Annotated in this window: 20 protein-coding genes; 14 read left to right on the forward strand and 6 right to left on the reverse strand. The window is 49.7% G+C overall.

Annotated elements, in window-relative coordinates; translation table 11 throughout:
• A complete protein-coding gene (locus BUB59_RS09130; RefSeq protein WP_083540259.1) occupies positions 1-1,794 on the reverse strand; it encodes a homoserine O-acetyltransferase MetX in 1,794 nt (597 codons plus the stop codon).
• Positions 1,795-2,001: 207 nt separating this feature from the next.
• Here BUB59_RS09130 and BUB59_RS09135 point away from each other — a divergent pair, with 207 nt between their 5' ends.
• Both BUB59_RS09135 and BUB59_RS09140 read left to right on the forward strand, forming a co-directional pair.
• Complete coding sequence (locus tag BUB59_RS09135; RefSeq protein WP_073228915.1) at positions 2,002-2,418, forward strand: hypothetical protein; 417 nt, start codon at positions 2,002-2,004, stop codon at positions 2,416-2,418.
• A gap of 11 nt (positions 2,419-2,429) precedes the next feature.
• Positions 2,430-2,936, forward strand: a complete 507-nt coding sequence (locus BUB59_RS09140; RefSeq protein ID WP_073228918.1) for a flavin reductase family protein — start codon at positions 2,430-2,432, stop codon at positions 2,934-2,936.
• 428 nt (positions 2,937-3,364) lie between these two features.
• Here BUB59_RS09140 and ilvN read toward each other — a convergent pair whose 3' ends face one another.
• On the reverse strand, positions 3,365-3,859 hold the full coding sequence (gene ilvN, locus BUB59_RS09150; RefSeq protein WP_073228926.1) for an acetolactate synthase small subunit: 495 nt from the start codon (positions 3,857-3,859) through the stop codon (positions 3,365-3,367).
• Between the two features lie 21 nt (positions 3,860-3,880).
• Complete coding sequence (ilvB, locus tag BUB59_RS09155) at positions 3,881-5,599, reverse strand: biosynthetic-type acetolactate synthase large subunit (RefSeq protein WP_073228931.1); 1,719 nt, start codon at positions 5,597-5,599, stop codon at positions 3,881-3,883.
• A gap of 393 nt (positions 5,600-5,992) precedes the next feature.
• Here ilvB and radC point away from each other — a divergent pair, with 393 nt between their 5' ends.
• The 8 genes from radC (at position 5,993) to BUB59_RS09195 (ending at position 15,516) form a co-directional block, all read left to right on the forward strand.
• Positions 5,993-6,712: a RadC family protein gene (gene radC, locus BUB59_RS09160; RefSeq protein ID WP_083540260.1), complete on the forward strand. Its 720-nt coding sequence runs from the start codon at positions 5,993-5,995 to the stop codon at positions 6,710-6,712.
• 213 nt (positions 6,713-6,925) lie between these two features.
• Positions 6,926-9,919, forward strand: coding sequence for an OmpA family protein (locus BUB59_RS09165; RefSeq protein WP_143160311.1), 2,994 nt, complete (start codon positions 6,926-6,928; stop codon positions 9,917-9,919).
• A gap of 101 nt (positions 9,920-10,020) precedes the next feature.
• On the forward strand, positions 10,021-10,275 hold the full coding sequence (locus BUB59_RS09170; protein ID WP_073228938.1) for a hypothetical protein: 255 nt from the start codon (positions 10,021-10,023) through the stop codon (positions 10,273-10,275).
• Between the two features lies 1 nt (position 10,276).
• A complete protein-coding gene (locus tag BUB59_RS09175) occupies positions 10,277-11,089 on the forward strand; it encodes a thymidylate synthase (protein ID WP_073228942.1) in 813 nt (270 codons plus the stop codon).
• Between the two features lie 27 nt (positions 11,090-11,116).
• Positions 11,117-11,605: a dihydrofolate reductase gene (locus BUB59_RS09180; protein WP_073228945.1), complete on the forward strand. Its 489-nt coding sequence runs from the start codon at positions 11,117-11,119 to the stop codon at positions 11,603-11,605.
• Between the two features lie 14 nt (positions 11,606-11,619).
• A complete protein-coding gene (locus BUB59_RS09185) occupies positions 11,620-13,305 on the forward strand; it encodes a GGDEF domain-containing protein (protein ID WP_073228948.1) in 1,686 nt (561 codons plus the stop codon).
• 95 nt (positions 13,306-13,400) lie between these two features.
• A complete protein-coding gene (locus BUB59_RS09190) occupies positions 13,401-14,696 on the forward strand; it encodes an MgtC/SapB family protein (RefSeq protein WP_073228952.1) in 1,296 nt (431 codons plus the stop codon).
• A 79-nt stretch (positions 14,697-14,775) separates the two neighbouring features.
• Positions 14,776-15,516, forward strand: a complete 741-nt coding sequence (locus BUB59_RS09195; RefSeq protein WP_073229016.1) for a hydroxymethylpyrimidine/phosphomethylpyrimidine kinase — start codon at positions 14,776-14,778, stop codon at positions 15,514-15,516.
• A 148-nt stretch (positions 15,517-15,664) separates the two neighbouring features.
• Here the strand turns inward: BUB59_RS09195 and typA are convergent, their stop codons facing one another.
• Entirely contained in the window at positions 15,665-17,497 is a 1,833-nt protein-coding gene (gene typA / locus BUB59_RS09200; protein WP_073228956.1) for a translational GTPase TypA, read from the reverse strand.
• A 104-nt stretch (positions 17,498-17,601) separates the two neighbouring features.
• Here typA and BUB59_RS09205 point away from each other — a divergent pair, with 104 nt between their 5' ends.
• The gene (locus BUB59_RS09205) at positions 17,602-18,054 is read left to right on the forward strand and encodes a hypothetical protein (RefSeq protein WP_143160312.1); all 453 of its coding nucleotides are present in this window, start codon (positions 17,602-17,604) and stop codon (positions 18,052-18,054) included.
• Between the two features lie 190 nt (positions 18,055-18,244).
• On the opposite strand, the gene BUB59_RS09210 is transcribed toward BUB59_RS09205, so the two are convergent.
• Positions 18,245-19,492, reverse strand: coding sequence for a hypothetical protein (locus tag BUB59_RS09210; RefSeq protein WP_073228961.1), 1,248 nt, complete (start codon positions 19,490-19,492; stop codon positions 18,245-18,247).
• Positions 19,493-19,583: 91 nt separating this feature from the next.
• Positions 19,584-20,075: a peptide chain release factor family protein gene (locus BUB59_RS09215; RefSeq protein ID WP_073228963.1), complete on the reverse strand. Its 492-nt coding sequence runs from the start codon at positions 20,073-20,075 to the stop codon at positions 19,584-19,586.
• Here BUB59_RS09215 and BUB59_RS09220 point away from each other — a divergent pair.
• The 3 genes from BUB59_RS09220 to BUB59_RS09230 are packed head-to-tail and all read left to right on the forward strand — an operon-like array spanning position 20,070 to position 25,852.
• On the forward strand, positions 20,070-20,807 hold the full coding sequence (locus BUB59_RS09220; protein ID WP_073228965.1) for a hypothetical protein: 738 nt from the start codon (positions 20,070-20,072) through the stop codon (positions 20,805-20,807). The genes BUB59_RS09215 and BUB59_RS09220 overlap by 6 nt on opposite strands.
• 26 nt (positions 20,808-20,833) lie before the next feature.
• Positions 20,834-21,742: a hypothetical protein gene (locus tag BUB59_RS09225; protein ID WP_073228967.1), complete on the forward strand. Its 909-nt coding sequence runs from the start codon at positions 20,834-20,836 to the stop codon at positions 21,740-21,742.
• Between the two features lie 18 nt (positions 21,743-21,760).
• On the forward strand, positions 21,761-25,852 hold the full coding sequence (locus BUB59_RS09230; RefSeq protein WP_234980011.1) for a C25 family cysteine peptidase: 4,092 nt from the start codon (positions 21,761-21,763) through the stop codon (positions 25,850-25,852).
• Position 25,853 lies beyond the last annotated feature (1 nt).

A 25,853-nucleotide genomic window follows, 5' to 3' on the forward strand; every position in this document is an offset into this window, starting at 1 on the left:
TTAAACCTTTTTAGAAACTACTGCAATAACGTGTTCTGCACCGAAGTTCTTCTGACCAATGGCGGTCAGGAACTTGCTCAGCAGCTGCTCGTTCTGGAAAGCCATCTTCTCAATCTTCAGGCCTTCCTTTTCGCACAAGGTATAGAAGTCCTTCACAGTGAGCAAACGGATGTTGGGAGTATTGTACCATTCGTAAGGCAGTTCCTTGGACTTAGGCATACGGCCGTGAAGCATCAAGGAACCACGGGCAGACCAGTGACCGAAATTGGGGAACGTAACGATAGCGCGCTTTGCCACACGGAGAATCTCGTTCAGCAAAGCCACCGGATCGCGAATTTCCTGGATGGTGCGGTTAATAATCGCATAGTCGTAGCTGTTATCCTTGATGTCGGAAATGCCACGTTCATCCAAGTTGCGCTGGACCACAGGAACGTCATTTTCCAGGCAGTCCATAATGTCCTTCATACGCTTTTCGATACCAAGGCCAGAGGCATTCTTGGTACGACGGAGGTAGTCAATCAAGTCGCCATTACCACAGCCAAGATCCAGAATCTTGGCCCCATCGGTAACCAGAGAGCCCAAGAGGTCGAAGTCCTTTTCGTCGTGGAAAACAGGAATGGTCTGCTTGCCGGTGAGAGCGTCAAACTTGCTGTCTAGGAAACGGCCTACCGCCTTGCCCATGTCTTCGTCTTCGATAAGGAAGCCGTCGTGACCGAAGATTGTGTCCAATTCCAGGCTAGAAACCACCTTGCCAGAATTCAGCAAGGCGCTGGTAATGCGACGGGATTCATGGGGCGGGAACAGCCAGTCGGTGGAAAGGTTTACGTTCAGTACTTCAGCCTGGACGTTTTCAAAAGCCTTTTCCAAGGACCCGTATTCGGTTTCAAGATCGAAGCAGTCGGTGGCGTGCGCGATATGCAGGTAGCTGTTGGCGTCGAAACGGTCCACGAACTTTGTGCCCTGGTAACGCAAATAACTTTCCAGCGGAAAATCTAGATCAAAAGGAGTGCTGTAAGTAATGGCGTGGTTCTTGTGTTCGTGATCCTGGGCGCGCTTGAACTTCTTTTCCATACCTACCGCACTGAGGTAGGTGATGTGTGCGAGCTTACGGGCGTTGGAGAGGCCCACGTCCGGATGGGCGGATTCGTAGTAATCGCCGTTATTGTAATTGGGGTCCTGGGTAATGATATCGCGGGCCACAATTTCAAAGCCAAGCGCCTGGCTGCTAAAGCGGGGAGACGTTGCGATGAGAACGCAGCGCTTAACCTGTTCAGGGTAATAGATTGCCCATTTCATGGCCTGGAAGCCACCCATGGAGCCTCCGATCACGCAATAAAGTTCCTTGATTCCCAGATGGTCGGCCAGTTCCTTTTGGGCATGGACCATGTCGCCAATGGTGATGGTGGGGAAGGTGCTGCCGTAAGGCTTGCCGGTGCGAGGATTAATGCTTGCGGGGCCAGTGGTGCCCTTGCAGCCACCCAGAATGTTGCTGCACACCACAAAGAAACGGTCCGTATCCACAGGCTTACCGGGGCCAATAAGGGGGTCCCACCAACCAGGCTTTTTATCATCGGGGGAATAATAACCGGCCACGTGGGCATCGGCTGTCAGCGGAGACGTAACCCACACGACATTATTCTTTTCGGCATTCAAGGTGCCGTAAGTTTCGTAACGAATTTCCAAAGCAGGAAGAGTCTTGCCGTTCTCAAGCAAGAAACCTTGGTCCCCATAATCCTTAACGAAGGTCTGGGGAACGACCGGGCAAAGACTACCATTATGCAAAGATTCACTCATGGGCGCAAATATAGAAAGATGTTATGGACGGGCCTGGATCCACAGGATTCAAGAGCCAGTATTTTGGAATAGGTTATGGCTATAATAAGAAAAAACTATAACTCGCAATACACTCGATTTATGACGTCTCTGGTTCTTTTTGTCTTCCTGTATTTATATTTGGAAACGTAGAATCATGATGTCATGAGTTCGCAAAAAGGAGTCCCCATGAGTTACAGAGTTCTTGTCCGTTTTGTAGGTGTAAGCAGCCAGCTTGCTGAACTGTACGATGCCTTTATGGAACAGTTCCCCGAAGCGGAACTCCCCAGCGAAGATTGCGGGGATTGGTATTCTGTAGACGATGTCATGATGGACGAATACGAATGTCGCTTCGAGGAACTTCCCGAAGGTGAATTGCTTGCTATGGACGGCTCCGTCATGGTGGAAGAAGACGAGTTCCCGGAGGAATTTTTCAGCGACTTGATGGACCGTTTTGAAAAAGTCTTCGGAGCCTTTAAGTGGTCCAGTTTTGACGTGGGGATGGGCTGCGGTACCAGCGATGGTTGGGGTGAATTCATCTGCGATTGGGCTGATGACGGCTCCGACGAAGCCAACGAAATCTCCGAAGCTGTCTTAGGATTTTAATAGAGGAAAAAATGATTGAATACAAAGTAACTTCTGCCGAAGATCTCCAGAAGAACCCTATCAAGATGATTGGTCAGGACTGGATGTTGATTGCCGCTGAAAAGGATGGCAAGATGAATGCCATGACTGCAAGTTGGGGCGGCATCGGCTTTATGTGGAATAAGCCTGTAGCCTTCGTGGTGATTCGCCAGACCCGCTACACCAAGGAGTTCGTTGACGCTGGTGAACGCTTTGCCCTGAACTTCTTCGATGGAGACTGCAAGCAGGAAATGGGACGCATCGGTAAAGTCTCTGGCCGTGACGAAGATAAGCTTGCTGTTACCGGCATGAAGGCTGAAATGGCTGAAGGTGTGCCCGCTTTTGAAAAGGCTACAAAGGTTCTAGTCTGCAAGAAACTTTTCGCGCAGAAGTTCGACGAACAGAGCTTTATCGACAAGAGCATTCTAGATCGCTGGTACGCAAGTGATACCATGCATACCTTGTATATCGCAGAAATCGAAAAAGTGCTGGAAAAGTAATGCCTCAAAGTCCTGAAGAAAAGCTCGATAGTCTAGAACGGAATCTAGATGAAATTCTAGCTGTTCTTGAATTGGATTCTGAAGAGTCTAGGAATGCGTGGCAGTCTTTGGCTTCATCCTTGACGGCGTCAAGAGTGACGGGGGAGGAGCTTCGGCGAAAATGCAAATGGTTTATACCATTGCTTCGTAAAATCATTAAGATTCCGTTAGTCCGAAACTTTTTTGCCTATGTGATTGACCTTACGATAAAGCACTCCTGGTTGAAGAAATTGTAATACAGAAAAACCCTCGGCGTTAACCGAGGGCTTTCTAGTTTCGTTCGATAAAATGCTGTGAGCGAAAAAGCCCCTGGTTGTTACACCAGGGGCGTTCGCGAGAGACTTTGCTTACGAGATGAATTTATTTAGACTCTAGCAAAGTCGGTCTTTTTAGGTCTTGTCTTCACCGCGGAGCATGATGACCTTACCGGTGCGGATGTATTCGACGATTTCGAACTTCTGGCACAGGCTCTTCATTGCATCGATCTTATCGGTGTTACCGGTAATCTGGATGATCATGGAGTTTTCGGTCATGTCAACGGTAACAGCCTTGAAGTGATCGCAGAGCTGCAGGATTTCGGTACGCTGTTCCGGAGCGCAACGAACCTTGATCAAGGCCAGTTCCTTTTCCACCACGTTCATGTTGGTGTGGTCCTTGGCTTGCACAACGTCAACCAACTTTTCCAGCTGCTTGATGATCTGCATCAGGATTTCGGGATTACCGTGAGCCACGATGTTCATGCGGCTGAAGTTGTCGTCCAGCGTGGGGGACACGACCAGGGAGTCGATGTTGTAACCACGGCGGGAGAACACCAGAGCAATGCGAACGAGCACGCCCGGGCGGTTTGCAACTAACAAACTAATAGAATGAGCTTTAGAAATCATTTTTAAATCTCCTTTCCGCGATTAGGTCGATCCGGTCGGCTTTTCGAGCTGAGCCTTGGGCTGTTCAGTAATCATGGAGGTCAAAGGTGCACCTGCCGGAATCATGGGGAACACGTTGTCTTCCTTTTCGCATTCACACCAGATAACGATAGGACCGTCGTTATAGTCCAGAGCCTTCTGGATCATGCGTTCTGCATCGGCAGCGCGCTTGATGCGGAGACCCGGGATACCGTAGGCTTCGGCGAGCTTGACGAAGTCAGGGTTACCCTGCATGTCAACGCTGGAGTAACGGTGGTCGTAGAACAGTTCCTGCCACTGACGCACCATGCCCAGGTACTTGTTATCGAGGACGAAAATCTTGATGGGCAGCTTGTGGAGTGCTGCGGTTGCAAGTTCGAATTCGGTCATCTGGAAGCCACCATCGCCGCTGAAGCTGCAGACGGGCCAGCCGGTAGTGTTACCGAATGCTGCACCGATTGCAGAGGGCAGGCCGAAGCCCATGGTGCCTGCGCCGCCACTGGAGTGGAGCTGGCGAGGATTGTTGATCTTGAAGAACTGAGCAACCCACATCTGGTGCTGACCCACGTCGGTAGTGACGATAGCCTTACCCTGGGTAAGATCGCTGACGGTCTGCACAATGTGCTGCATACGGAGACCGCCCTGCTTGGGGTAGGTCAACGGGAAACGCTTCTTCCAAGTCTGGCAGGTCTTGACCCATTCTGCGGTGTCCAGCTTAGAAACGAGGGGCAGGAGCTGTTCCAGAACCATCTTGGCGTCGCCGCACATGAACACATCCGGCTGGAGGACCTTGCCTTCTTCGGCGGGGTCGATGTCGATGTGCATCTTGATGGCGTCCTTGCAGAACACTTCAAGCTTACCAGTGATACGGTCGTCCCAGCGAGAGCCGATGGAAAGGATCAAGTCGCAATCCAGAACGGCCTTGTTGGCGTAGACGGTGCCGTGCATGCCCAGCATGCCGAGAGAAAGTTCGTGATCGGAGGGGAAGGTGCCCAGACCGAGAAGAGTGCAAGCTACGGGAGCCTGGAGTTTTTCGGCAAGTTCCTTCACCTGGCGAGCTGCGCCAGAAATCATTGCACCATGACCCACCAGGAGGAGGGGCTTCTTAGCCTTCTTCAGGTATTCAGCAGCCTTTTCAACAGCTTCGGTAGGAGCGTAGGTGGGAATCTTGTAGCCCGGAAGGTCCATCTGGTCGGTGAACGGAGCGGTGCAGGCACCTGCGGTCACGTCCTTGGGGAGGTCAATCAGCACGGGACCCGGACGGCCGGTACGTGCAATGTGGAAAGCTTCCTTCATGATGCGGGGAAGATCGTTGGGATCCTTCACCAGGTAGGAGTGCTTGACAGCAGCGAAAGTCATACCGCTGGTATCGCATTCCTGGAAGGCATCCTTACCCAGGTTCGGAGTGGTGGTCTGAGCGGCCAACACAACTATAGGGCTAGAATCCATAAGAGCAGTGTAGATACCGGTGAAGGTATTGGTAGCGCCCGGACCGGAAGTTACCAGGGCAACGCCCACCTTACCAGTCTGACGAGCATAGCCGTCGGCCATATGAGTTGCACCCTGTTCGTGACGAGTCAGGACAACCTTGATGTTGGAATCAAGAATTGCGTCGAACATGGGGATTGCGGATCCACCAGGATAGCCGAAAATGGTGTCGATGCCTTCACGCTTGAGGCATTCGATGATCACTTCTGCACCGCTTAAGGTTTTATTTGCCATAAAATTTCCTTTTCGGATGGTTAAACTTTCAAATTTTATGCCGAAAATATAGTCAAAGAATCTATAAAGGGAAGTGGTTTGTCTAATAAAAATTTAAAAAAGTGATAAATATTGGGCTAAAGTGTGACTTTTGGTACAAAAATGGGTGTAAAAAACTGGTTTTTTAGATGAAAGTTTTGAAAAACAATGTTTTGTACAAATGAAAAGAGCTTTGTTTTTTACGCATCGTGAAAAATCTGTCTAGTATTTTTATGAAAACTCGTGATTTTACACCCTGCGGACCTATGGAAAGAATCGTTTTTATTCTTGTAAACAAGAATTTTCAATAAAAATTCGTTTAAATGGGGTGAAAGAATCGTGTATAGGAGAAAACAACTTTAAAAAAGGACTCCTATGAATGGATATGTATGCGATCATCCTCTTGTAACCCCTCAAAATTACCTTCCTGTGCTGAATGGACTCCTTCCTCGGGAAAAAATGGAGCAGTATGGACCAGCCTCCCTGAGCAATGAGGAACTTTTAGCGTTGATTCTTGGCAGTGGGTGCCAGAATTGCGATGTTTTCGAGCTTTCTCGCAGACTTTCGGAATATCTTTCTACGGAAACGTCTGTACCCACGCTGGCTAACCTTCGGAAAATTCGTGGATTGGGAAAGGTGAAGGCCTTGCAGATCCTCGCTTGCCTGGAACTTTCGGGCCGATACATTCTGAGTGATAAGGCAATTCCTGTAAGTGCTCCGGAAGATTTGATGTCCAGGCTTTCTTATTTAAAGTATGAGGAACAGGAACATTTGGTGCTTGTAACTTTGAATTCCGCCAATTACGTCATTCGTGTCCATGAATTGACTACGGGGCTGGTGAATCAGACTCCGGTACATCCGCGGGAGGCATTCGTGAAGGCCATCGAGGATCGGGCGGTTTCCGTTATTTTCGCCCATAACCATCCGTCGGGATCCATGTCGCCTAGCCCCGAGGATATGGCGATTACCCGTACTCTTTGTATGTCGGGAAGGGTGCTTCAGATTCCCGTGTTAGACCATATCATCGTAGGAAAACGCGGTTTTACCAGTATTTGCAGGTCCCATTCCGAAATTTTCGAGGCGTCCTTCGCTTGAAAAGCGGATGTGGGATGATGTGAAAATCACAACGGAAAAAACAAGTCCAAAGGTGTAAAATTTTATTTTCAATAGGCTTTTTTGCCTTTTTTTGTGTGATTTTCCACGCTTTTACGGCTGCCGAGTTTGGAGCAAATGTTAACATAAATTATATTTAACGTAGTTAATTCGGGAATCTTTGTTTGGTAGGATTCCCATTCTTAAGGAGACGCTATGAAAAAAGTAGCTATGGGCGTTGCCCTTGCTTTGGCAGGTTCTGCCTTTGCAGCGCATCCCCAGACAATCAATAAGGAAGGCTTCGTTGGTGTCAACAAGACCCAATCAGCTCAGTCCTTGGGTAGCTCCAAGCTGGTGTTTACCCTTTTGGGCGATGGAACATTCGGCAACGACATGTTCCCGAACAATGATTTTACAGGTACGGCTCTTCAGCAGAAGTTCACGCTTGGTACCTCTTCTCAGACTATTGACGCTCCTATTTCTGACTATATGGGTGCAAGCGCCTATGTAGGTTTTGCAATTGGTATCGGTAGCTATTTTGATCTTGGTGTGACCTTGCCGGTTTACTATGATCAGATGACCGCTGAAGGTGTTGTTAGCAATAATGGGGTTCCTGCCTCTACGGAATCCGGTGCTGTTACTGCTCCGATTACCGGCGTCAAGATGGGTTATGTAGGTAACCTGAAGGGTGACTTGAAGTTCCGCTTCCCCCTGCCTGATGACCAGCCCATCGACATGGCTATTTTTGGTGGTGTGGAAGCTGGTACCGCTAACGTAACCAAGCAGGGTCTCTGGATCCGTCACTTGAGCTACATCAACAAGAACACTGGCGTTGCAATGCCTTTCGGTACCAAGAACACCTCCCTTAAGGGTGGTCTTGCAGTTACCGCAGACTTTAGCAAGCTGGATGGTGGTGACGGTTTCCCGTTCCTCGTTCATATTAACGGTGGTTACAACTACGTGATGAACACGGACTACATGTCCAACCCGTTCGTCAGCGCCGCTGCAGAAGTTTATGTCATGGACTTCCTGTCCCTGTTTGCAGAATTCTTCTGGGATATGCAGCTCGATCCGTTTGATTACTATGGTGCAACTGTGGATTCTCTCACAGGCGCTCGCATCCCTGGTTTGGAACAGAAGCTGGATAACAAGGCTATTACTGGTGGTGTCGTATTCCACCTGCCTATCGGTATGGACATCCACCTGGGTGCTTCTTACTACCTGGGCGGCAAGGACAACTTCCTGAACGATGTTTACGTATTGTCTAACGGCGAACGTAAAAACGAAAATATTGGTACTGCCGGTGAATTCAGCGTGAAGGCTGAACGTATCCGCGCAACTCCGCAGTACACTGTCTACGGTGGTTTGACTTGGAGCGGCTTCCTGCTTGCTCAGGACCGCGATGGCGATGGCGTTGTGGATGATGAAGATAACTGCCCGGATGACTATGGTCATCGTCTGAACCAGGGTTGCCCGCTGGGTAATCCCGATGCTGACGAAGATGGCGTTTGCGATGCCTGGGTTGCAGAAAAGGGCTTCCAGTCCGAATTTGCTGACGTCTGCGAAGGCGTTGACCAGTGCCCCAACGAAGCTGGCGAAGGCGATGATGGTTGCCCGCTGGATGACCCGGATCCGGATAAGGATGGCGTCTGCGATGCTTGGGTAAGCCAGAAGAAGCTTTCCAAGAAGTTCAAGGATATTTGTGAAGGTATCGATGAATGCCCGAACCAGGCTGGCTCTGCTCAGTTTGGTGGTTGCCCGACCAAGCAGCCGGATCCGGATGGTGACGGTCTCTGCTCTCCGTGGGTAACTGACGAAGGCGCTCTGGATCAGTTTGCTGGCGTATGTAAGGGTTACGATATGTGCCCGGGCGAAGCTGGTGCTGTTGCAAACAAGGGCTGCCCGTGGGATGATCCTGACTCCGATAACGACGGCCTCTGCGATGAATGGGTGACCCAGAAGAAGATGGGCTACTACTTCGAAAAGGCTGCTGAAGATGAAAACCTGAAGGCTGAATACGCAATTACCAAGACCTGTAAGGGTATTGATAAGTGCCCGACTGAATTCGGCCCTGCAAATAACGAAGGTTGCCCGCTGGGTAATCCGGATACTGACCAGGATGGCATCTGCGATGCTTGGGTTACCGAACGCGGTATGCTCGACCAGTATGATGGTATCTGCTCTGGTATCGATAAGTGCCCCAACGAAGCTGGTGAAGCCTTTGCTGAAGGTTGCCCCATGGACAATCCGGATGCTGACGGTGACAGCCTCTGCGCACCGTGGGTAACTGAAAAGAATATGCTCGCACAGTTTGCTAATGTCTGCCACGGCCTGGATAAGTGCCCCGTGGAAGCAGGTCCCGAATGGAATAAGGGTTGCCCGGCCGAAGATCCGGACCCGGACCAGGATGGTGTCTGCTCTCAGTGGGTGACCAAGCAGAAGATGCTTGACCAGTTCAAGGATATCTGTACTGGTAAGGACCAGTGTGAAGACGAAGCAGGTCCTGCATGGAATAAGGGTTGCCCGGCTGATGATCCGGACCCGGACCAGGATAGCCTTTGCTCTCCGTGGGTGACCAAGCAGAAGATGCTGGAACAGTATAAGGATGTTTGCCATGGCTATGACCGTTGCGAAGACGAAAATGGTCCTGAATGGAACAACGGCTGCCCGTCTGACGAAGATCCGGATGCTGATAAGGATGGCGTCTGCTCTGAATGGGTGACCAACAAGAAGCTCCTGAAGCAGTTCGAAGGCGTCTGCTCTGGTATCGACCGCTGCCCGGATGTGGCTGGTGACGATGGCCATGGCTGCCCGAAGAAGGCTCCTGAAAAGCTCGATGGCGTGACCTTCAAGTCTGGTAAGGCAACTCTCGAATCCAACGCTAAGAAGATCCTGAAGTCCGTCGCTAAGAAGCTTGTCGAAAACGACGAATATAAGGACCTCAAGATTGTGATTCAGGGCCATACCGACAACGTCGGTAAGGAAGCCAAGAACATTAAGCTGTCCAAGCAGCGTGCCGAAGCTGTGATGAAGGAACTCACCAAGGCTGGCGTGAAGAAGGATCGTATCAAGGCAATTGGTATGGGCCCGACTTGCCCCGTGGATGATAACTCCACCGCAGATGGCCGTGAAATGAACCGTCGTATCGAAATGCTCTTCGTGAGCCCGGACGATGACGGCGAAGGCTGCCACAGCAACTACGTTCCGTAATTTTACTGAACAGTTCTGAAATTAAGCTCCAGACGCAAGTCTGGGGCTTTTTTTGTGGAAATTTTTCAAATTTACGGATATATTATTATATCTTTACTAGTATGACCAAACTCGACGAAATTTTGACTGCTGTTGACGCTTCCAATCATGATGTTGTGGAAATGAATCCTGAACACCTGAATCACAAGATGGTTCAGAAGGCTCGCCTGGGTAAGAAACCCGTGCCTCGCCATACTCAGGATTTGATTACGGATGCCGTTAACGCTCTCCTGAAGGAAAAGGACGTGGAATCTCCTAAGACGTACAAACGTTCTGAAATCTTCGGAGAACTGCCCCCGAAGGATGGGGAGGTTTAATATGCAGCAGTATCTGGATCTTCTGAAAGATATTATGGAAAACGGTGTGGACCGTTCCGACCGTACCGGCACCGGTACTCGCTCCGTATTTGGACGTCAGTGCCGCTACGATCTGTCCAAGGGTTTCCCTTGCCTGACTACCAAGAAATTGCATTTGCGCTCCATTATTCACGAGCTCTTGTGGTTCCTGATGGGCGATACCAATATCAAGTATTTGCACGATAACAAGGTGACTATCTGGGATGAATGGGCCGATGAAAACGGCGACCTGGGTCCGGTGTACGGTCACCAGTGGCGTAGCTGGCCTACTCCCGAAGGTGGACATATTGACCAGATCAAGAATCTGGTGAACAGCCTGAAGAATAATCCGGATTCCCGCCGCCATCTGGTTTGTGCATGGAATGTTTCTGAAGTGGACAAGATGGCTTTGCCGCCCTGCCACTGCCTGTTCCAGTTCTACGTCGGTGGGGTAGGTGCAAGCGGCAAACGTAAGCTTTCCTGCCAGCTGTATCAGCGCAGTGCCGATACTTTCCTGGGGGTTCCGTTCAATATTGCAAGCTATGCTTTGCTGACCTTGATGCTTGCTCAGGTTTGCGATTACGAACCGGGTGAATTCATCCACACGCTGGGCGATACACATCTGTACTCCAATCACTTTGAACAAGTGAAGGAACAGCTGTCAAGAACGCCTCGCAAGCTCCCGACGATGAAGTTGAATCCGGATGTGAAGGATCTGTTCGACTTTAAGTTTGAAGATTTCGAGCTTGTGGATTACGATCCTTATCCAACAATCAAGGCGCCCATCGCGGTGTAGAGAACAACATAAAGGGATGTGTAGGTTATGTTGATTTCTGCTATCGTTGCGATTTCTGAGAATAACGTCATCGGTCGTGACGGACATCTGCCCTGGCACTTGTCTGCAGACTTGAAGCGTTTCAAGGCGATTACTACTGGCCATTCTATTGTTCTTGGTCGCAAGAACTATGACGATATTGGACGTCCGTTGCCCAATCGTACGAACTATGTGCTGACCCGGAACGCTTCCTTCGAGGCGCCTGGCTGCATCGTGTGCAACTCTCTGGATGCTGCAATCAAGGCTGCTGAAGTTGCCGGTGAAACGGAATGTTTTATTATCGGTGGTGCGGCGGTTTATGGCGAAGCCATGCCTCTTGTTAAAAAACTTTATGTCACTCGCGTGCTGGCTCAAGTTCAGGGCGATGTTTTCTTTCCGGATTGGGGAGAGGGGTGGCGTAAGGTAAGCGAAGAGCACTTTGGTATCGACGAAAAGAATGATTACGAAACTTCTTACGAAGTTTGGGAGCGAGTCTAGGCTCGAGGTTGCCCATGGTCAGTAAGCGAGACAAAATCCTTTCGTTCCTGGCATTTGTCGTGCTGCTATGCGTAGCATGGGGCTTTGTTGCGACACTTCAGGAACGGGGTGCTTCTGATAACACGGTAAGTTTGGATGATGGCTGGAACGTTACCTATCTGGAAAATACTTACCATGTTGATGACGCGTCCTTGTTCAAGGTTCCGTTTAGGGCTCAACGTGGAGATACCATTGTTCTTGAAAACGTGGTTCCCACATACATGCCTGATCATGCGGTGTTGCGTTTTAGAACCTACCATTCCGCAGTAGACGTAGCCGTAAATGATAGCGTGTTTTATAGCTATGGCTTTGATGATCCGAGAGAAAAGCCGTTCCTTGGAAGTGGCATCAATTATGTACTGATGCCAATGAATCCTATTGGTAAGAAGCTTCGAATTCGAATGATTGTTTATTCGGATGATTCCTTTAATGCGTTCCCTCACTTTGATTTCTTGCCAGAAGAAAAATCCATAAGTGATTACAATGCGGTTCATCTTAAAGAAATTGTCATAGGACTGTTCCTGGTTATTTTTGGAGTGATTGCTATTCTTGCAAGCGCTTTTGGAGGCGTTTGGTTCAGGAGATCCTTCCGCATGTTCATGATTGGCTGCGTCGCTTTCCTGCTGGGGCTCTGGACGTTGTGCTATACGAAGTTGATCCAGGCTTTCTCCATGGATTTTGCTTTCAATTCACTTTTGGAATTCTATACCCTTTATCTGACTCCAGTTCCGTTTGCCCTATTGCTGTATGACATGTGTAAGACTTCGGAAAAGGCATGGCATGGAATTGTCTTGAAAATTTTTGCGATTGCGGGAGCCTTGTTTGTTTTGGTATCGGCAGTCCTTCATCTGGAAGATATTGTGCAGGTCCACGATACGCTTTCTTTCTTCCATATCTATATCTTTATTGGATTCTTGTTTGTTATAGTTCATGTTCTTCCGTATCAAAAGAATACGAACCTTTCTGGAAAAATTCTTTCTTTGGGTGTGGCGATCTTTGGTGTGACGGCCTTTGCCGACTTGTTACGTTATAACGTGTACAAGTTCTTTACGGTGCGAAATGCTTTCTTTGAGACAACTTGGATTCCTATTGGTGTTTTGGCCTTCGTCATGCTGTTGTTGGCTAGTTATTTGTATTACCTCAAGGATATTATTGCTGCAAAGACGGAAAAGGATGTTCTTGCTGCGATGGTGTATAAAGACAGTTTGACTGGCCTTTATAACCGAACAAAGAGCAGCCAGATTTTTGACGTACTCGGTCGAAGCAATAGTGATTTTGCCATTATCAGTATTGATATGAACGGCTTGAAAGTGGTGAATGACCGGTTTGGACACATTGCTGGTGATAAGCTGATTAGAGTCTTCGGTTCTGTGTTTAAGAGAGCCTTTGATGGTATTGGAACCGCAATTCGTATGGGCGGTGATGAATTTCTTGCCATCATTCGAGATGAACATCTTAAGGATGTTGATGAGGCCATTAAACGAATGGTTGCATATGCAGAAGAAGCGTCTAGCAGAACTCCCGTTCATCTGGAAGCAGCCTATGGTATTGCCTATCGTAGTGAACTGGGTCATGTTTCTGCCGATGATGTATACCGCGAAGCGGACAAGCGCATGTATGACATGAAAATGTCCATGAAGTCGGACTTGGTCCGTCGATAATCCAACTTGTAATATAGGGTGTCAGTCGCTTTCATAAAATGAAAGTAGATTGGTGAGATAGTCCGTACAAAGCTTTTTGGAAAGGCGGTTTTCTCATGTTGGAATTTAGCGTCTTATATCGTCTGGCTGCATCCATCGGCATCGGGCTGATTATCGGCATGCAGCGTGAGCATACCTATTTTGACAAGTCGGATCGTCATCCGGCTGGTGTTCGCACGTTTACTTTGGTAAGCCTTGGTGGAGCCATGACTGCGCTTCTCTCGGATTCCATGGGCGGGGTGGCGCCTTTTGTAACAGGGTTTGTTGTCATAGGATTACTTCTGATGGCTAGCCACATCGCCTTCGGAATTTGCCATCGGGAGGAGCCTGGTGCTAGCGGACCTGCGGTTACGGCGGGTATTACTACCAGCGTGGCTCTAGTCATTGTTTACTTGCTGGGAACCATGTGCTGGCACAATCGCCTGCTGGAATCCTGCGTCATTATGGTGGTCATCCTCTGGATTTTGACCGCCAAGGAGCAGCTCCATAATTTCGCTCAGAAACTCTCCCGTGAGGATATTCTCGCCACGGTAAAATTCGCCGTCATATCCGCTTTAATCTTGCCTTTCTTGCCCAATCAGGCTTTCGGTCCCCCGGGACTGCAAGTACTGAATCCTCACACCATCTGGATGTTTGTTGTGTTCATTTCGGGCATTGGCTTTGTGGGCTACGTCTTGATTAAACTGGTGGGTCCGGGAAAGGGCATCTGGCTTACCGGCCTGTTGGGTGGCCTCGCCAGCAGTACCGCTCTTACTTTGAACTTGGCGGGACGAAGCAGGGATAATGAAGCTTATGCCAGTGACTTTACCTTGGGCATTGTGCTGAGTTGGTCTGTGATGTATGTTCGACTCTACCTCATTTGCATTGCCTTAAGCGGTAGCTTGGCTGGACCTCTGGCTTTGCCCTTGCTGGTTCCTGTGGTACCTAGCTTGGCTTATGCACTGTTCTTAAAGATTCGTGCGTCTCGAAACCATAGCGAGAAAACGGCTGATTTTAGTAATCCCTTCAAGCTGTTGCCGGCTATCAAGTTTGGCGTGGTGTTTACTGCGGTCATGTTCGTTGCGAATGCCGCCCGCGTGTACCTTGGGTCGGGAGCGCTTCTTGCCTGTAGCTTCCTAGGGGGCGCCGCTGAGATGGATGCGGTTGCCTTCTCCGTCATCGATATGCATCTAAAGTCTGGTCTTGGCGTTCGTGAACTGGTTCTTGCATTCCTCTTTGCAAGCCTTGCAAATACGCTGACTAAGGGTGGCCTGGTGTTCTTCCTGGGAGCTAAGGCCATGCGCAAGCCTATTGTCCCTGCGGTGGTCTTGATTTGCGCTACAACTGCTGCCCTCATCGCTTTTTACATCTAGCGTAATGTAAGATTGCGTTTAATTTGATACATCTCCTGGATGGTCTTGCCAGGGGATGTATTTTATTTATTTTATGGGCATGAACAATATGATTTGTGCTTTGACCATTGCTGGTTTTGACGGAAGCGCCGGAGCCGGCTTTATTTCGGATATCAAGACCATGTCCCATTTCGGGGTATATGGTCAGGCCGTCTGTACCGCTCTTACGGAACAGAACGAAGATGAGTTTGTGGCGCCCGGTTGGGTAATCTGGGAACGTATCGAGGCCCAGCTGGAAACCCTGTTCCGCAAGCATACCTTTAAGTACGTGAAAATTGGACTGGTGGAAAAAGCCAAGATCCTGAAGCGCGTTGTGGAATTCGTTCGCGAAAAATCTCCCGACGCATTCATCGTCTGGGACCCCATTGCAAGCGCCAGCGCAGGCTTTCACTTTATGCGCGATGCAGACGATTTTCTGCCCATAATGAAAATGATCGACCTGGTTACACCCAACGCCGACGAATACAAGTTCCTGGGTTTGGAACAGGCGCAGGAAAAGGGCCTCATCCAGATGGGGAAGGACTGCTCCGTACTTTTGAAGGGCGGCCACACTACGGATGTGGAAGCCATCGATACCTTGTTGCACGAGGGAAAGGAATATAAGTTCGAGAGCCCGAGGCTGCCTGGCGCAGGTAAGCACGGCACAGGCTGTGTCCTGAGTTCTGCAATTCTTGCAAATGTGGCTCTGGGCAAGACTCTGCCCGAAGCTTGCAAGATTGGCAAGGACTATATGAACGAATTTCTGAAAAGTGGTGAAGGCCGTTTGGGATTTGTATACTAGAGCATGATTCCTGCGCTGGTATAAAGAAAGGCCCGCTTAAAAAAGCGGACCTTTTAATATTTAGTCAGGGAAGCTAGGCCAGCTTCAGGATCAGGAAACGTTCTTCACTAGCGTTCACTAACTCCTAGATCCTAGCCTCTAGCCCCTATTACTCTTCTTCGGCAGGCTTCTTGGAAAGCTGCTTACGCTTGATCGGGTCGAGCTCGGTCTTGCGGAGGCGGAGAACTTCCGGAGTGACTTCGATGCATTCGTCTTCGTTAATGAAGGTCACGCATTCTTCCAGAGTCAGGCGACGGTACGGGGTCAGCTGAATCATGTCATCTGCGGACTTGGAACGCATGTTGGTAAGGTGCTTACCCTTGGTCACGTTCACGGTGATATCCACGTCACGGTTGTGTTCACCTACGATCATACCCGGATAAACTTCTGCACCCGGTCCGATGATGAGGTAGCCGCGGTCTTCCAGGTTGGAAAGTGCATAGCTTGCAGCTTCGCCCGGTTCCTTGGCAATGAGCACGCCGTTGATACGAGCGGGAATTTCGCCCTTGTACGGTTCGTATTCCTTGAAGATGGACTGGCTGATAGCGTAACCCTTGGACAGGGACAGCAGCTTGGGACGGATACCGATAAGGCCACGAGAGGGAACCAGGTATTCCAGGGTCACGCGATCGTTGTCGTCGGTGACCATGTTGACCATTTCACCCTTACGCTTACCGATTTCTTCAATGCAAGCGCCGCTGTATTCGCTGGGCACTTCAACCTTGAATTCTTCGATAGGTTCGAGAAGCTTGCCGTTTTCGTCGTTCTTGAAAATCACCTGGGGAGAACCGATGGTGAATTCATAGAGTTCACGACGCATGTTTTCAACCAGGATGGTGAGGTGAAGGATACCACGACCAGAAACCTTGAAAGTAGAAGCGCCATCGACCTTTTCCACCAGGAGGGCGGGGTCAGCCATGTGAGCGCGTTCCAGACGTTCCTGCAGCTGGTTACCGGTCATAAACTTTCCACCGTACTTACCAGCAAGGGGAGATGTGTTCACGGTGAACAGCATGGAGATGGTGGGCGGGTCAATATGAATACGGGGCAGTTCCACCGGATTCTTCGGATCGGACAGGGTATCGCCGATATCGAAGTTGTCGAAACCAGCCAGGAGGACGATGTCACCCGGACCAGCTTCTTCCACCGGCTGCGGAGTAAGACCGTCATAGCGCAGCACCTTCTGGAGACGGACGTTCTTGAACTTGCCTTCGACAGAGGACTGTGCAACGGTGAGACCCGGCTTGAACAAACCATTCTGGACGCGGCCTACGGCCAAACGGCCCAGGAAGCCGGAGTATTCCAGAGAAGTGATCTGCAGAAGAGGTTCTGCGTTCGGATCGCCCTTAGGAGCCGGGATGCGTTCGATAATCTTGTCCATGAGGATGGAGAAGTCGCCATCCGGATCTTCCATTTCTGCCTTGCAGATACCCTTACGGCCGGAACCGAACACCTTGTCGAAGTCCAGCTGTTCTTCGTTAGCGTCCAGTTCGCAGAACAGGTCGAATACCTTGTCCAGGGCGCCATGAGGATTACAGCCATCGCGGTCGATCTTGTTCACCACGACGATAGGAATAAGTCCCATTTCCAGAGCCTTCTGGGTCACGAAACGGGTCTGGGCCATAGGACCTTCGAAAGCGTCCACCACCAGAATCACGCCGTCAACGGTACCGAGAACACGTTCCACCTGACCACCGAAGTCAGCATGCCCCGGGGTATCAACGATGTTCACGCGGTAGCCCTTGTACATCACGTTGGTGTTCTTGGAAAGGATGGTAATGCCGCGTTCGCGTTCCAGGTTGTCGGAGTCCATCACGCGTTCGTTGACTTCTTCACCTTCGTGGAAAGTTCCGCACTGCTTGAGGAGCTGGTCCACCAGGGTAGTTTTACCGTGGTCAACGTGGGCGATAATGGCGACGTTTCTGATTTTAGATTGATCCATAGGGCCTTCTTTTATAAAGACTGTTGTATTTTTGCGCGCAAAGTTAGAAAAATCCGTTAATAATGGCAAGTTTTCAGGGGGTGTTTTACTATATTTGGGTTACTATGGCAAAGAATACTGAAGATTTTGATGATGAAGAAATGGATGAATCCGCCGAAGCTCTCTTCGACGAGGAATCCGAAGGCTCCGCCACTCAAGTTCGTGACTATAGCGATCGTTGTATCCTGATTTGGGAAGAAGACGATGCTCGTCGTGACGCTTGCCTGGAAGTTCTTACCGACCTTCTGGTGGGTGCAACCATCAAGGCTGTAAAGACCGAAGCTGAAGCTCAGGACTTGCTTGAAAACGAAGATTGGGACACTTTCGTGGTGGATTTCTACACGGAAGGTGTTTCTGAAAGCGAATTCATCAAGAATGCCAATAATTATCCGGGTGCAATCCTGGTGGCTATCAACATGGGTCCGTTGACCTTGGCTGAAGAACGTGAACCGGCTCGCACGGAACTGCTCCGTCGCCTGTTTGACGTGGAAAGAGCCAACTCTCAGATCCACGCATAGATAAAAATAGCTCGGGCTTCTTTATCCCTCGGCTTTGCCGAGTGAACGAACCCTCGCGCTCGCAAAAGGCCCGGTTATTCCGGGCCTTTCGCTCAGGAAAAAAGCTCGGGCTTCTTTATCCCTCGGCTTTGCCGAGTGAACGAACCCTCGCGCTCGCAAAAGGCCCGGTTGAAAACCGGGCCCTTTTTGTCTAGTTACAGAAGGAGAGTTCGCCGGGGGTGGGGGCGCCCAGGCACCAGGCGGTTGCATCGTAGCGGGTTTTCCACTTGTCGATGTCCAGCTGGCCAGAACTTCCGTACTTGCCGGAACCGAGGGCGGGTACCGCACTCGTGTGGATACTGTCGGGTTCCGTTGCGTAATACAGTTCGTCCATCACTTCGTTTCCGCACTTTAAGGAAATCGCTCCCTTGGAGTTCCCAAGGTCAAGCCATCCCTCGGTGTTTACGTACCCCGCGGGAGTACGCTCGGAGTTGGCGGAACCTAACACCAGGACTTCTGCAGGAGGAATCTCGCTGACGGTCAGGACGAAACTCTTGCTGGTACTGCCGCTGGTAACGTTCAAGGTGCAGTCGTCCAGAATCAGAGTGTCCAGACTGCCGTTGAAAATTTCAACGAATTCATACTGGCTGGAATCCTTGGAATCCGGGGCGGAAAAGTATTCCGTAATCAGCAATTCTTCTGCCCGAGGGAGGCGGTAGCCTGCGGGAAGCGGCAAAGTGAGGTTCACGTTCTTTTCTGCAGCGGCCTGGATGGCAAGAGAAATCTGAGCCCTCAGGGCCTGGAGGGACAAATCCGGATTGGGACTGTCCTCGCTCAACAGGAACTTGTCCGACAGACTGTAGATTTCGTTTCCATCGGCGTCCATCAAGGCGATTGTCACGTCATAATGGACTCCCAACTTCAACATCTCGCTCTTGAAATAGCCCTTGCTGGTGCCCAGGACCATGGGAATCTCGTAGCGGTTCTCATCCGAGGTAAGCGTCATCAAGCCGGACTGAATTCCCGCGGAATTGCCAAGACCTAAGGGAATCTCCACATATACAAATCCCACGAGGGGATGCATCTGGATGTTCAAGTTGACGTTTGTGCCTGCCTCCAGCTTCGTCTCCAGTTCGCCCACCTGCATGAGAGCTCCGTTGGCGTAAATCTTCGCCTTGAAGTTCCAGTGGTCGCTGGGGAACAAGTCCAGACTGAAGTTTCCGTCGTTCGAACTGTGGACCAGATGGAGCGTATCCGCACCCTCGCAGTCCAGAACAAGACTGTCCAGCAGGGGCGGGGCGTTGTATTCCAGCTTGAGGGCTACATTGGAAGATGCTGCGTTCAGGGCTGCGGAACTGTTCTCGCCAGTGGTGTCGGAAGAACAATTCCAGAGAGCGCCTGCGCACAGAAGGGTTGCCGCAGTTCCAAATAAACCGCGGGTTTTGATCATAGGACTCATATAACCTCCATTGTTAAGATGTCCTATTTCCTAACACGAGGTAATTGTCCGAAAATTTCCGTTTTTGCTAAAAATAGTTGTAAAATGATTTTTACAACTTTAAAGGCTTTTGACCATTTTGCTGGCGACTGCCCTGCAGTTTTGTGGCGCAGGCCTTATCCTGTCGCAGAATCTTGACTAGTGCACTGGGGGTTAGCTTGAATGCCGCTGCCGCCATCTTGGTGTCTCCGCCCTTGCTTGCCATAATGTCGAACACATGGGCTACAAAGAGGGGAAATAGTGCATTGGAGGTCTGGATATGTCCGTTGCTTCCTGGGAAGGGTATTTCCGGGGAAGCCGGTTCGCATCTAACTTGAAGTGCCAAGGCCATCTGCATACGGTGCAACGCATGGACCTTGTTTTCGTGGGCGCTTCTTCCTTCGCAGGATTTGATTTCTAAATTAAATTCGCGAAGTGTCAGGAGAACTCCTGTATTGGTCTTGTTGCGGTGTTGTCCGCCCGGACCACTGCCCTGGTAACCTTTCAGGGTACAGGCTCTCAGAAGTTCATCTAAACTCATTCTTAAGTAGGTATCGCGATGCATGTACTGAAAAATAAAATTCTTACGGTTATTATGGGCTGTGCCCTCTCCATTTTTGTTGGCTGTGCCGGCTCCAATACCGATGGAGCTAAGCCTAGTGCCCTAGACGCCACCCTGGGCCAGTCCGCAGATCAGAAGGATGCCAAGGTTCAGGCTCGTGAACAGGATAAGCAGACCCTGCTGGAATCCATGTTCCAGAATTTTGTGAGTTCCGTCTCTAATGGCGCCACGTCCGAACAGTTGCTGGAAATGCTGACTGATTCTTCTGAATACTGGCTGGATACTCTGGAGGCTCATGCCAAGAGCTATACCTCCGAAGATCTGGATACTTGCCAGTTCTATGAAGCATATTCCATCCTTCTTTATCGCCTTTACGAGCGCGAACACCTGTGGGAAGTTTCCGAATACAAGATGCTTTGGCTGTTCCTTTCCAAGGGCGGCATGTTTGAACGCTTTACCAGCTTGAATCTGGGTCCTGTAAAGATCAAGAATGACCGTGGAAGCGTAGGCCTTGCCAAGAGCCCCGAAGTTCCCATTATGCTGTTTACCTGGGATGATTCCGATTGGAAATTGGACTTGGTGGAAACGGTTCCCCTGATTACCAAGGGCATCGAAGCTACTGCATCCAAGAAGAACTGGAGCAACAAGAAGCTGGCTCTTTATTGGTTGGATCAAGAATATCACATGACTTACAGTCGTCTGGATGAATCCCTCTGCGAACCCATAGGCTTTTAACAATTATGAGTTATGAATTGCGAATTATGAAAAACTCATATATTTCGTTTTTATTTGTTCTGCTGGCTGCTGCTGTGATGTGCGCCGCTGCGCCCCTTAAATCGGGAAAGGGCGCCAAGCTAACGTCTGGATCCGCCATCGTGATGGGGGCTGTAGAATCGAAGAATCTCTTTGAGGGCGATCGCCTTTTTGCGGTTCTAGATTCCGTGGGCGGTTCCGGCACCTGGATGGAATGGGACGTCAATGGAGTTAAGGATCCTTCTGTTATGGAAGTGCTGAACCCTCTTTTGAAGTCCAGTAACAAACCCAAGATGGTTTGGGTACTTACCGAGCGAGAAGACGGAAATGCCAAGCCTTTGATGGCTGTTCTCCTGCCTAAGGGCAACGGCGAAACCATTGTCTTTTATGAACTGAAAAGCTTGGATGCCAAGCCTGAAGCCTTGTCCATCAATGGAGTTCTTGATCCGCTGGTGGTCTTGAGAGATTACAGACAAGTGAATGATAATGAGTTCGTACATCGTGACCAGCCTAACCTGAAGGCTTACGTGAACAAGAATATCATTCGACTGTCTTATGAGAAAAGAGGGGAGAACCCGCTGGTTCTGGACCCTGGCTTTTCCAAAAAGAACATGATGGAAAAGCGTGTGGTGCTCCGTGACTTCGAGGATTACTTCAAGTATGAATACTCCCTGATGCTTCGCGCTTTCGTTCAGTCTACCCGCAGTATTTTCAACTGGCAGGCTTGGCACTGGTATATGCCCTCCTGGAATGGAAAATTCATGATGAAGCAGGATGAACTGGAGGCTATTCTCAATCGTGGAATCACTCCGGATTTTTTCATCCTGTTCAAGGCAACCACCCCGAAGGGTGAATCCATCGAATTGCGGACAAATGGGTCCGGATTATCCGTTCTGGAAGTAAAAACGAAAAACTAAAATTGCTATTTTGGGAGCGTGAAGTTCCCCGTATTAAAAATATGCCTTGGGATGCTGTTGGCTGTACCTGCCATGGCATCCAGAATTGTTGAAGATTCCAGATCCAAGTTTGTGCTGGATGACGAAGTCGTCAGAAGCCAGGTTAGCAAATGTGATGATCCGGAAAGATCTTTCGTTGATGATGATAACGGCGTGCCCTACCGTTCCTATCGGGTGGCGTTGCCGTCCAAGAATCGTCCCTCCGTCTCCTTAAGTGGTGAATCTCTTTTGCCCTTGGGAAATTCCCTTCAGGATACCTCGTCCTGCGAGAAGGGTGACTTTGGACGGGCCCCGCTTCGTTTTACGTCTGTCAGTGTTTCTGATCCGTACTTTAAGGATGGCCTTTGGGTTGCCGACATTCGTGTCCCGCTGTATGTGAAAAGCGGGAACTCCGTTGCCCTTCGTAAGAATTATCGGGTCAATGTCCAGTTTGAAAAGGCTTCCCAAGGGGTGAATCCGGGAAAACGTGCCCTGTCTTCTGTCATCAATACCAGTGGCGCAGAAAAGTTCGGCGTGTCCATGAATGCCGCCCGCAAGGCGATACGTAAGGCCAGCGCCGACCAGACAGCGGATGTCTCGTTCCTTGCTCAGCTTCTGGTGACGGGGGATAAGAACCGACCGGGATCTCCCAGCGAAGATGGTCTCTATGCGGTGGATTTCAAGACCATTCGTACTTCGCTTCTTTCTCTGGGTCGACAGAATGATCTGGACGGCATTCCTGTGGATCAGCTATGCCTGTATGGCGCCTCTCCGGATACCATTTCTTCTTTTGGGCCCGGTGCTGAAGGTCGCAATCCTAATCAGATATTTGAAATTCCCATCGAGGTTCGAGATCATTCTCCCAATGGAAATGGCCCTGATGGTACTTTCAACGAAGGGGACTCCATCGTCTTTATTGGATATGGCAATGGATTCTGGAAACGTGCGGATCGTGAGGATCCGTCCTACGTGAATGGATCTATGGACTACTTCCACTCCTACTCTCCTTATTCCACCTACCAGAGCTTCCTCTTTGGCGTGAAGGAGAGCGGAAAGGGTAAGCGTTTAAGTGAAGTTCTTCCCGCGGTCAATGGAACGGGTAAGGATGTGGACTGGATGCGCTATGTCCGTGCGGAAAAGGACGCTATCCTCCGTGATACTTACTTCGGCAAGGACCTGGACTGGGAATCCTCTACAGGTAAGGAATGGTTCTGGGCTTGGGGCGAAGTCTCCGATACGGTGGAGGTGAGTTCCTCGACCTTGTATACCAGGGAAACGTCTTCCTTACCGGGTCTTATTGCTGGAGGCAAGAATTATGTGGCCGTCTCCTATTTCCCGAACCGTTCTGTGTGGGACAATACGGCATACGCTGGCCAGAAAATTACCTCCAACTTGTCCGGCAAAACCTATGCGGAACGTATGGACGAAATCTGGTTTGTGATGGACGTGAATGGAACTAAGGCCACCATGGATTCTCTCAAGAAAGAGAATATGGTTCTAATGCCTGGCGGAAACTTCCGTATGGAAAATGCCGCCTTGAAGGCTGAGGGGAACCAGTATGCTTTGACCATGCTTCCTTCCAGACGTTTCCAGCGTTTTGATGGTTATAGCGTTGCTTACCAGTGGACTCCTGTGGTGGATTCTGCAGAATGGCTCTTGCCCGGCGCTGTGTCCGGCGTGATTAACGTTCCCGTTCCTGCTGGAACCCAGGTCATGAAATTTGTGGACTTACAGCCGGTAGGTCTTCTGAACGCATCCAGCGGGATGGCTAAGGACAGCGTGAATGCTGCTGAAGATGTTCGTTATCTTGCCGTCAAGAAAGACGTGTTCCGCACCAGCCTGAAGGTCTCTGGAATTCCTTCCAAGAGGGATGGCGTCATTTCCAATTTAAGTCGTCCCAACAGTAATATCGAATACTTGATTATCACTCCTACGGAATTCCTGGCAGGCGCAGATTCTATTGCGGAATTCCGTTCTAGTGGAAAGGCTTCCTCTGTAATCCCTACGGGTATTGTTACCGTGGAAGATATTTATCGCAAGTATACTGCGGGTCGTGTCTCTCCCGGTGCTATTCGTAACTACATTGCCTACGCTCGTGAAGTTTGTCCTAACTTGAATTATGTCCTGCTCGTTGGCTCGGGTCATTTTGACTATCGAGGCATGAATGCCAAGTTGGGTCCCATCTATATTCCGCCCTATGAAATTGAAGATAAGGCTGTGGATGACTTCTATGCCGTTCTAGATTCGGGTGAACAGGTGATGTATGGCGTCTACGATCTGGATGTTTCTCTTGCTCGATTGCCTGTGTCCAGTAATGAGGAAGTACTCAACTACTACCGCAAGGCTAAGGATTACGAAATGTCCGGCACCATGGATTTCTCCAACTGGCGCTCGGTGCTTCTAATTTCTGCAGATGATGGCAAGAATAGTGGAAGTGTTGATAAATCCAAGCATACACTTACTACGGAGTCCTTGAATGCTGTTATTGATAGCGCTTCCTTAAAGCATGGTATTCGCTGGAATTTCAAGAAAGTCTATTTGATTGACTATGAAGAAGACGCTGCCGCCCAGAAGAAGGATGCTGCAGAAGACTTCATGAATGTGCTTAATCAGGGCGCCTTGTTTACGTCCTACTTTGGACATGGTTCCATGACGGACTGGGCTAGCGAAGGCTTGATGAAGGTGGGTTACGTGACTCGCCTGAACAACAAGGGTCGTAACACGATTTTGGGATCCTTCTCCTGTACCGTGGGACGATTTGACTTTGGTGTCAAGAAGTCCTTGTCCGAAGCATTTGTTCTTGCTAAGGATGTGGGCGCAATTGCGTCTGTGGGCGCCACTCGTGAAACCTGGGCATCCTCCAACCGCAGATTTGCAGAAGCCTATATGCTAGGCGGCCTTGTGGAAGGTCGTTCCAGATTAGGCGACGCATTCCGTTACGGAAAGAAGGCTGGTTCTGGCAAGACTTCCTACAATTCGGACCGTTATAACGAGGAGCGTTATACCTTGTTTGGCGAACCTGTGGTTCCTCTGCCAAACTTTACGGGGCTTGTCCATCTGGATCGCGAACTGGATACTCTTCGTGCCTTGGATAAGGTGACTCTCTCCGGTTCTGTGGATAACATTCAGGATGGCTATGTGGATTTGATGATTACGGAAGGCAGGTTTAGTCGTCGTGTTTCCCTGCAGGTGGATGACGATTCCATTACCATCTTTAATGAAGGTAACCTGATTTTCTCCGAAGAAGTGGCTGTGAAAAATGGACGCTTTGAAACACAGTTTATCACCCCGAAGAAGCTTTCGTTCGGTGATTCACTGACCGAAATCCGTATGTGGGCCTTTGACAATAAGAAGTCCGATGTGGCGAAGTATCTGCATCGTGACATGCGTATTGAAGGCGTGTCCAGTTATGCGGATTCCTTGAAGGATACTGTACCTCCGACGATTACCATACAGCCGTGTTATGCTGGAGCGAACGCTGGTTTTACCAATGGTGAAATTGTGAAACTTCAGACGCCAGCTTGCTTGCAGGTGGTGGTAGAAGATTCTACGGCTCTTGACTTTAGAGAACAGGCTGATGAAGGTATTTCTTTTGAAATTGCCGGTGTGAAGGATCCGTTCCATCCTTGGCCTTATTTGGAACAGACTTCCAAGATGGCTAAGATCCGCATGAATTTTGCTGAAAATCTTTATCCTGCAGGGAACTACATTTTCAAGGTTCGCGCCTTGGATGTGCTTGGCAATCGCAGCGTCAAGATGGTTTATCTGGATATTACGGATGACTTGACTGCTGGCTTGCAGAATGTCTATAACGTACCTAATCCCATGGGCAAGAAGGGAACGACCTTCTACTTCAAGGATCTGGCCGTAGGTAAAGACGCAAAGATTGATATTTTCATCTACAACCAGAATGGTAAGCTGGTAAAGGTTATCAAGAACGCAGTGTCTGGTGTCACCCATTGGGATGGCCGCGACAATCATGGACGACTTCTGGCGAATGGCTTGTACCATTATGTGGTTCGTTCCCAGGTGTCTTCCGGAAATGACAAGAAGACCTTCACGAAGAAACAGAAACTTTTGATTTCGAGGTAAT

The sequence above is a fragment of the Fibrobacter sp. UWEL genome, assembly GCF_900142535.1.
Taxonomy (GTDB): Bacteria; Fibrobacterota; Fibrobacteria; order Fibrobacterales; family Fibrobacteraceae; genus Fibrobacter.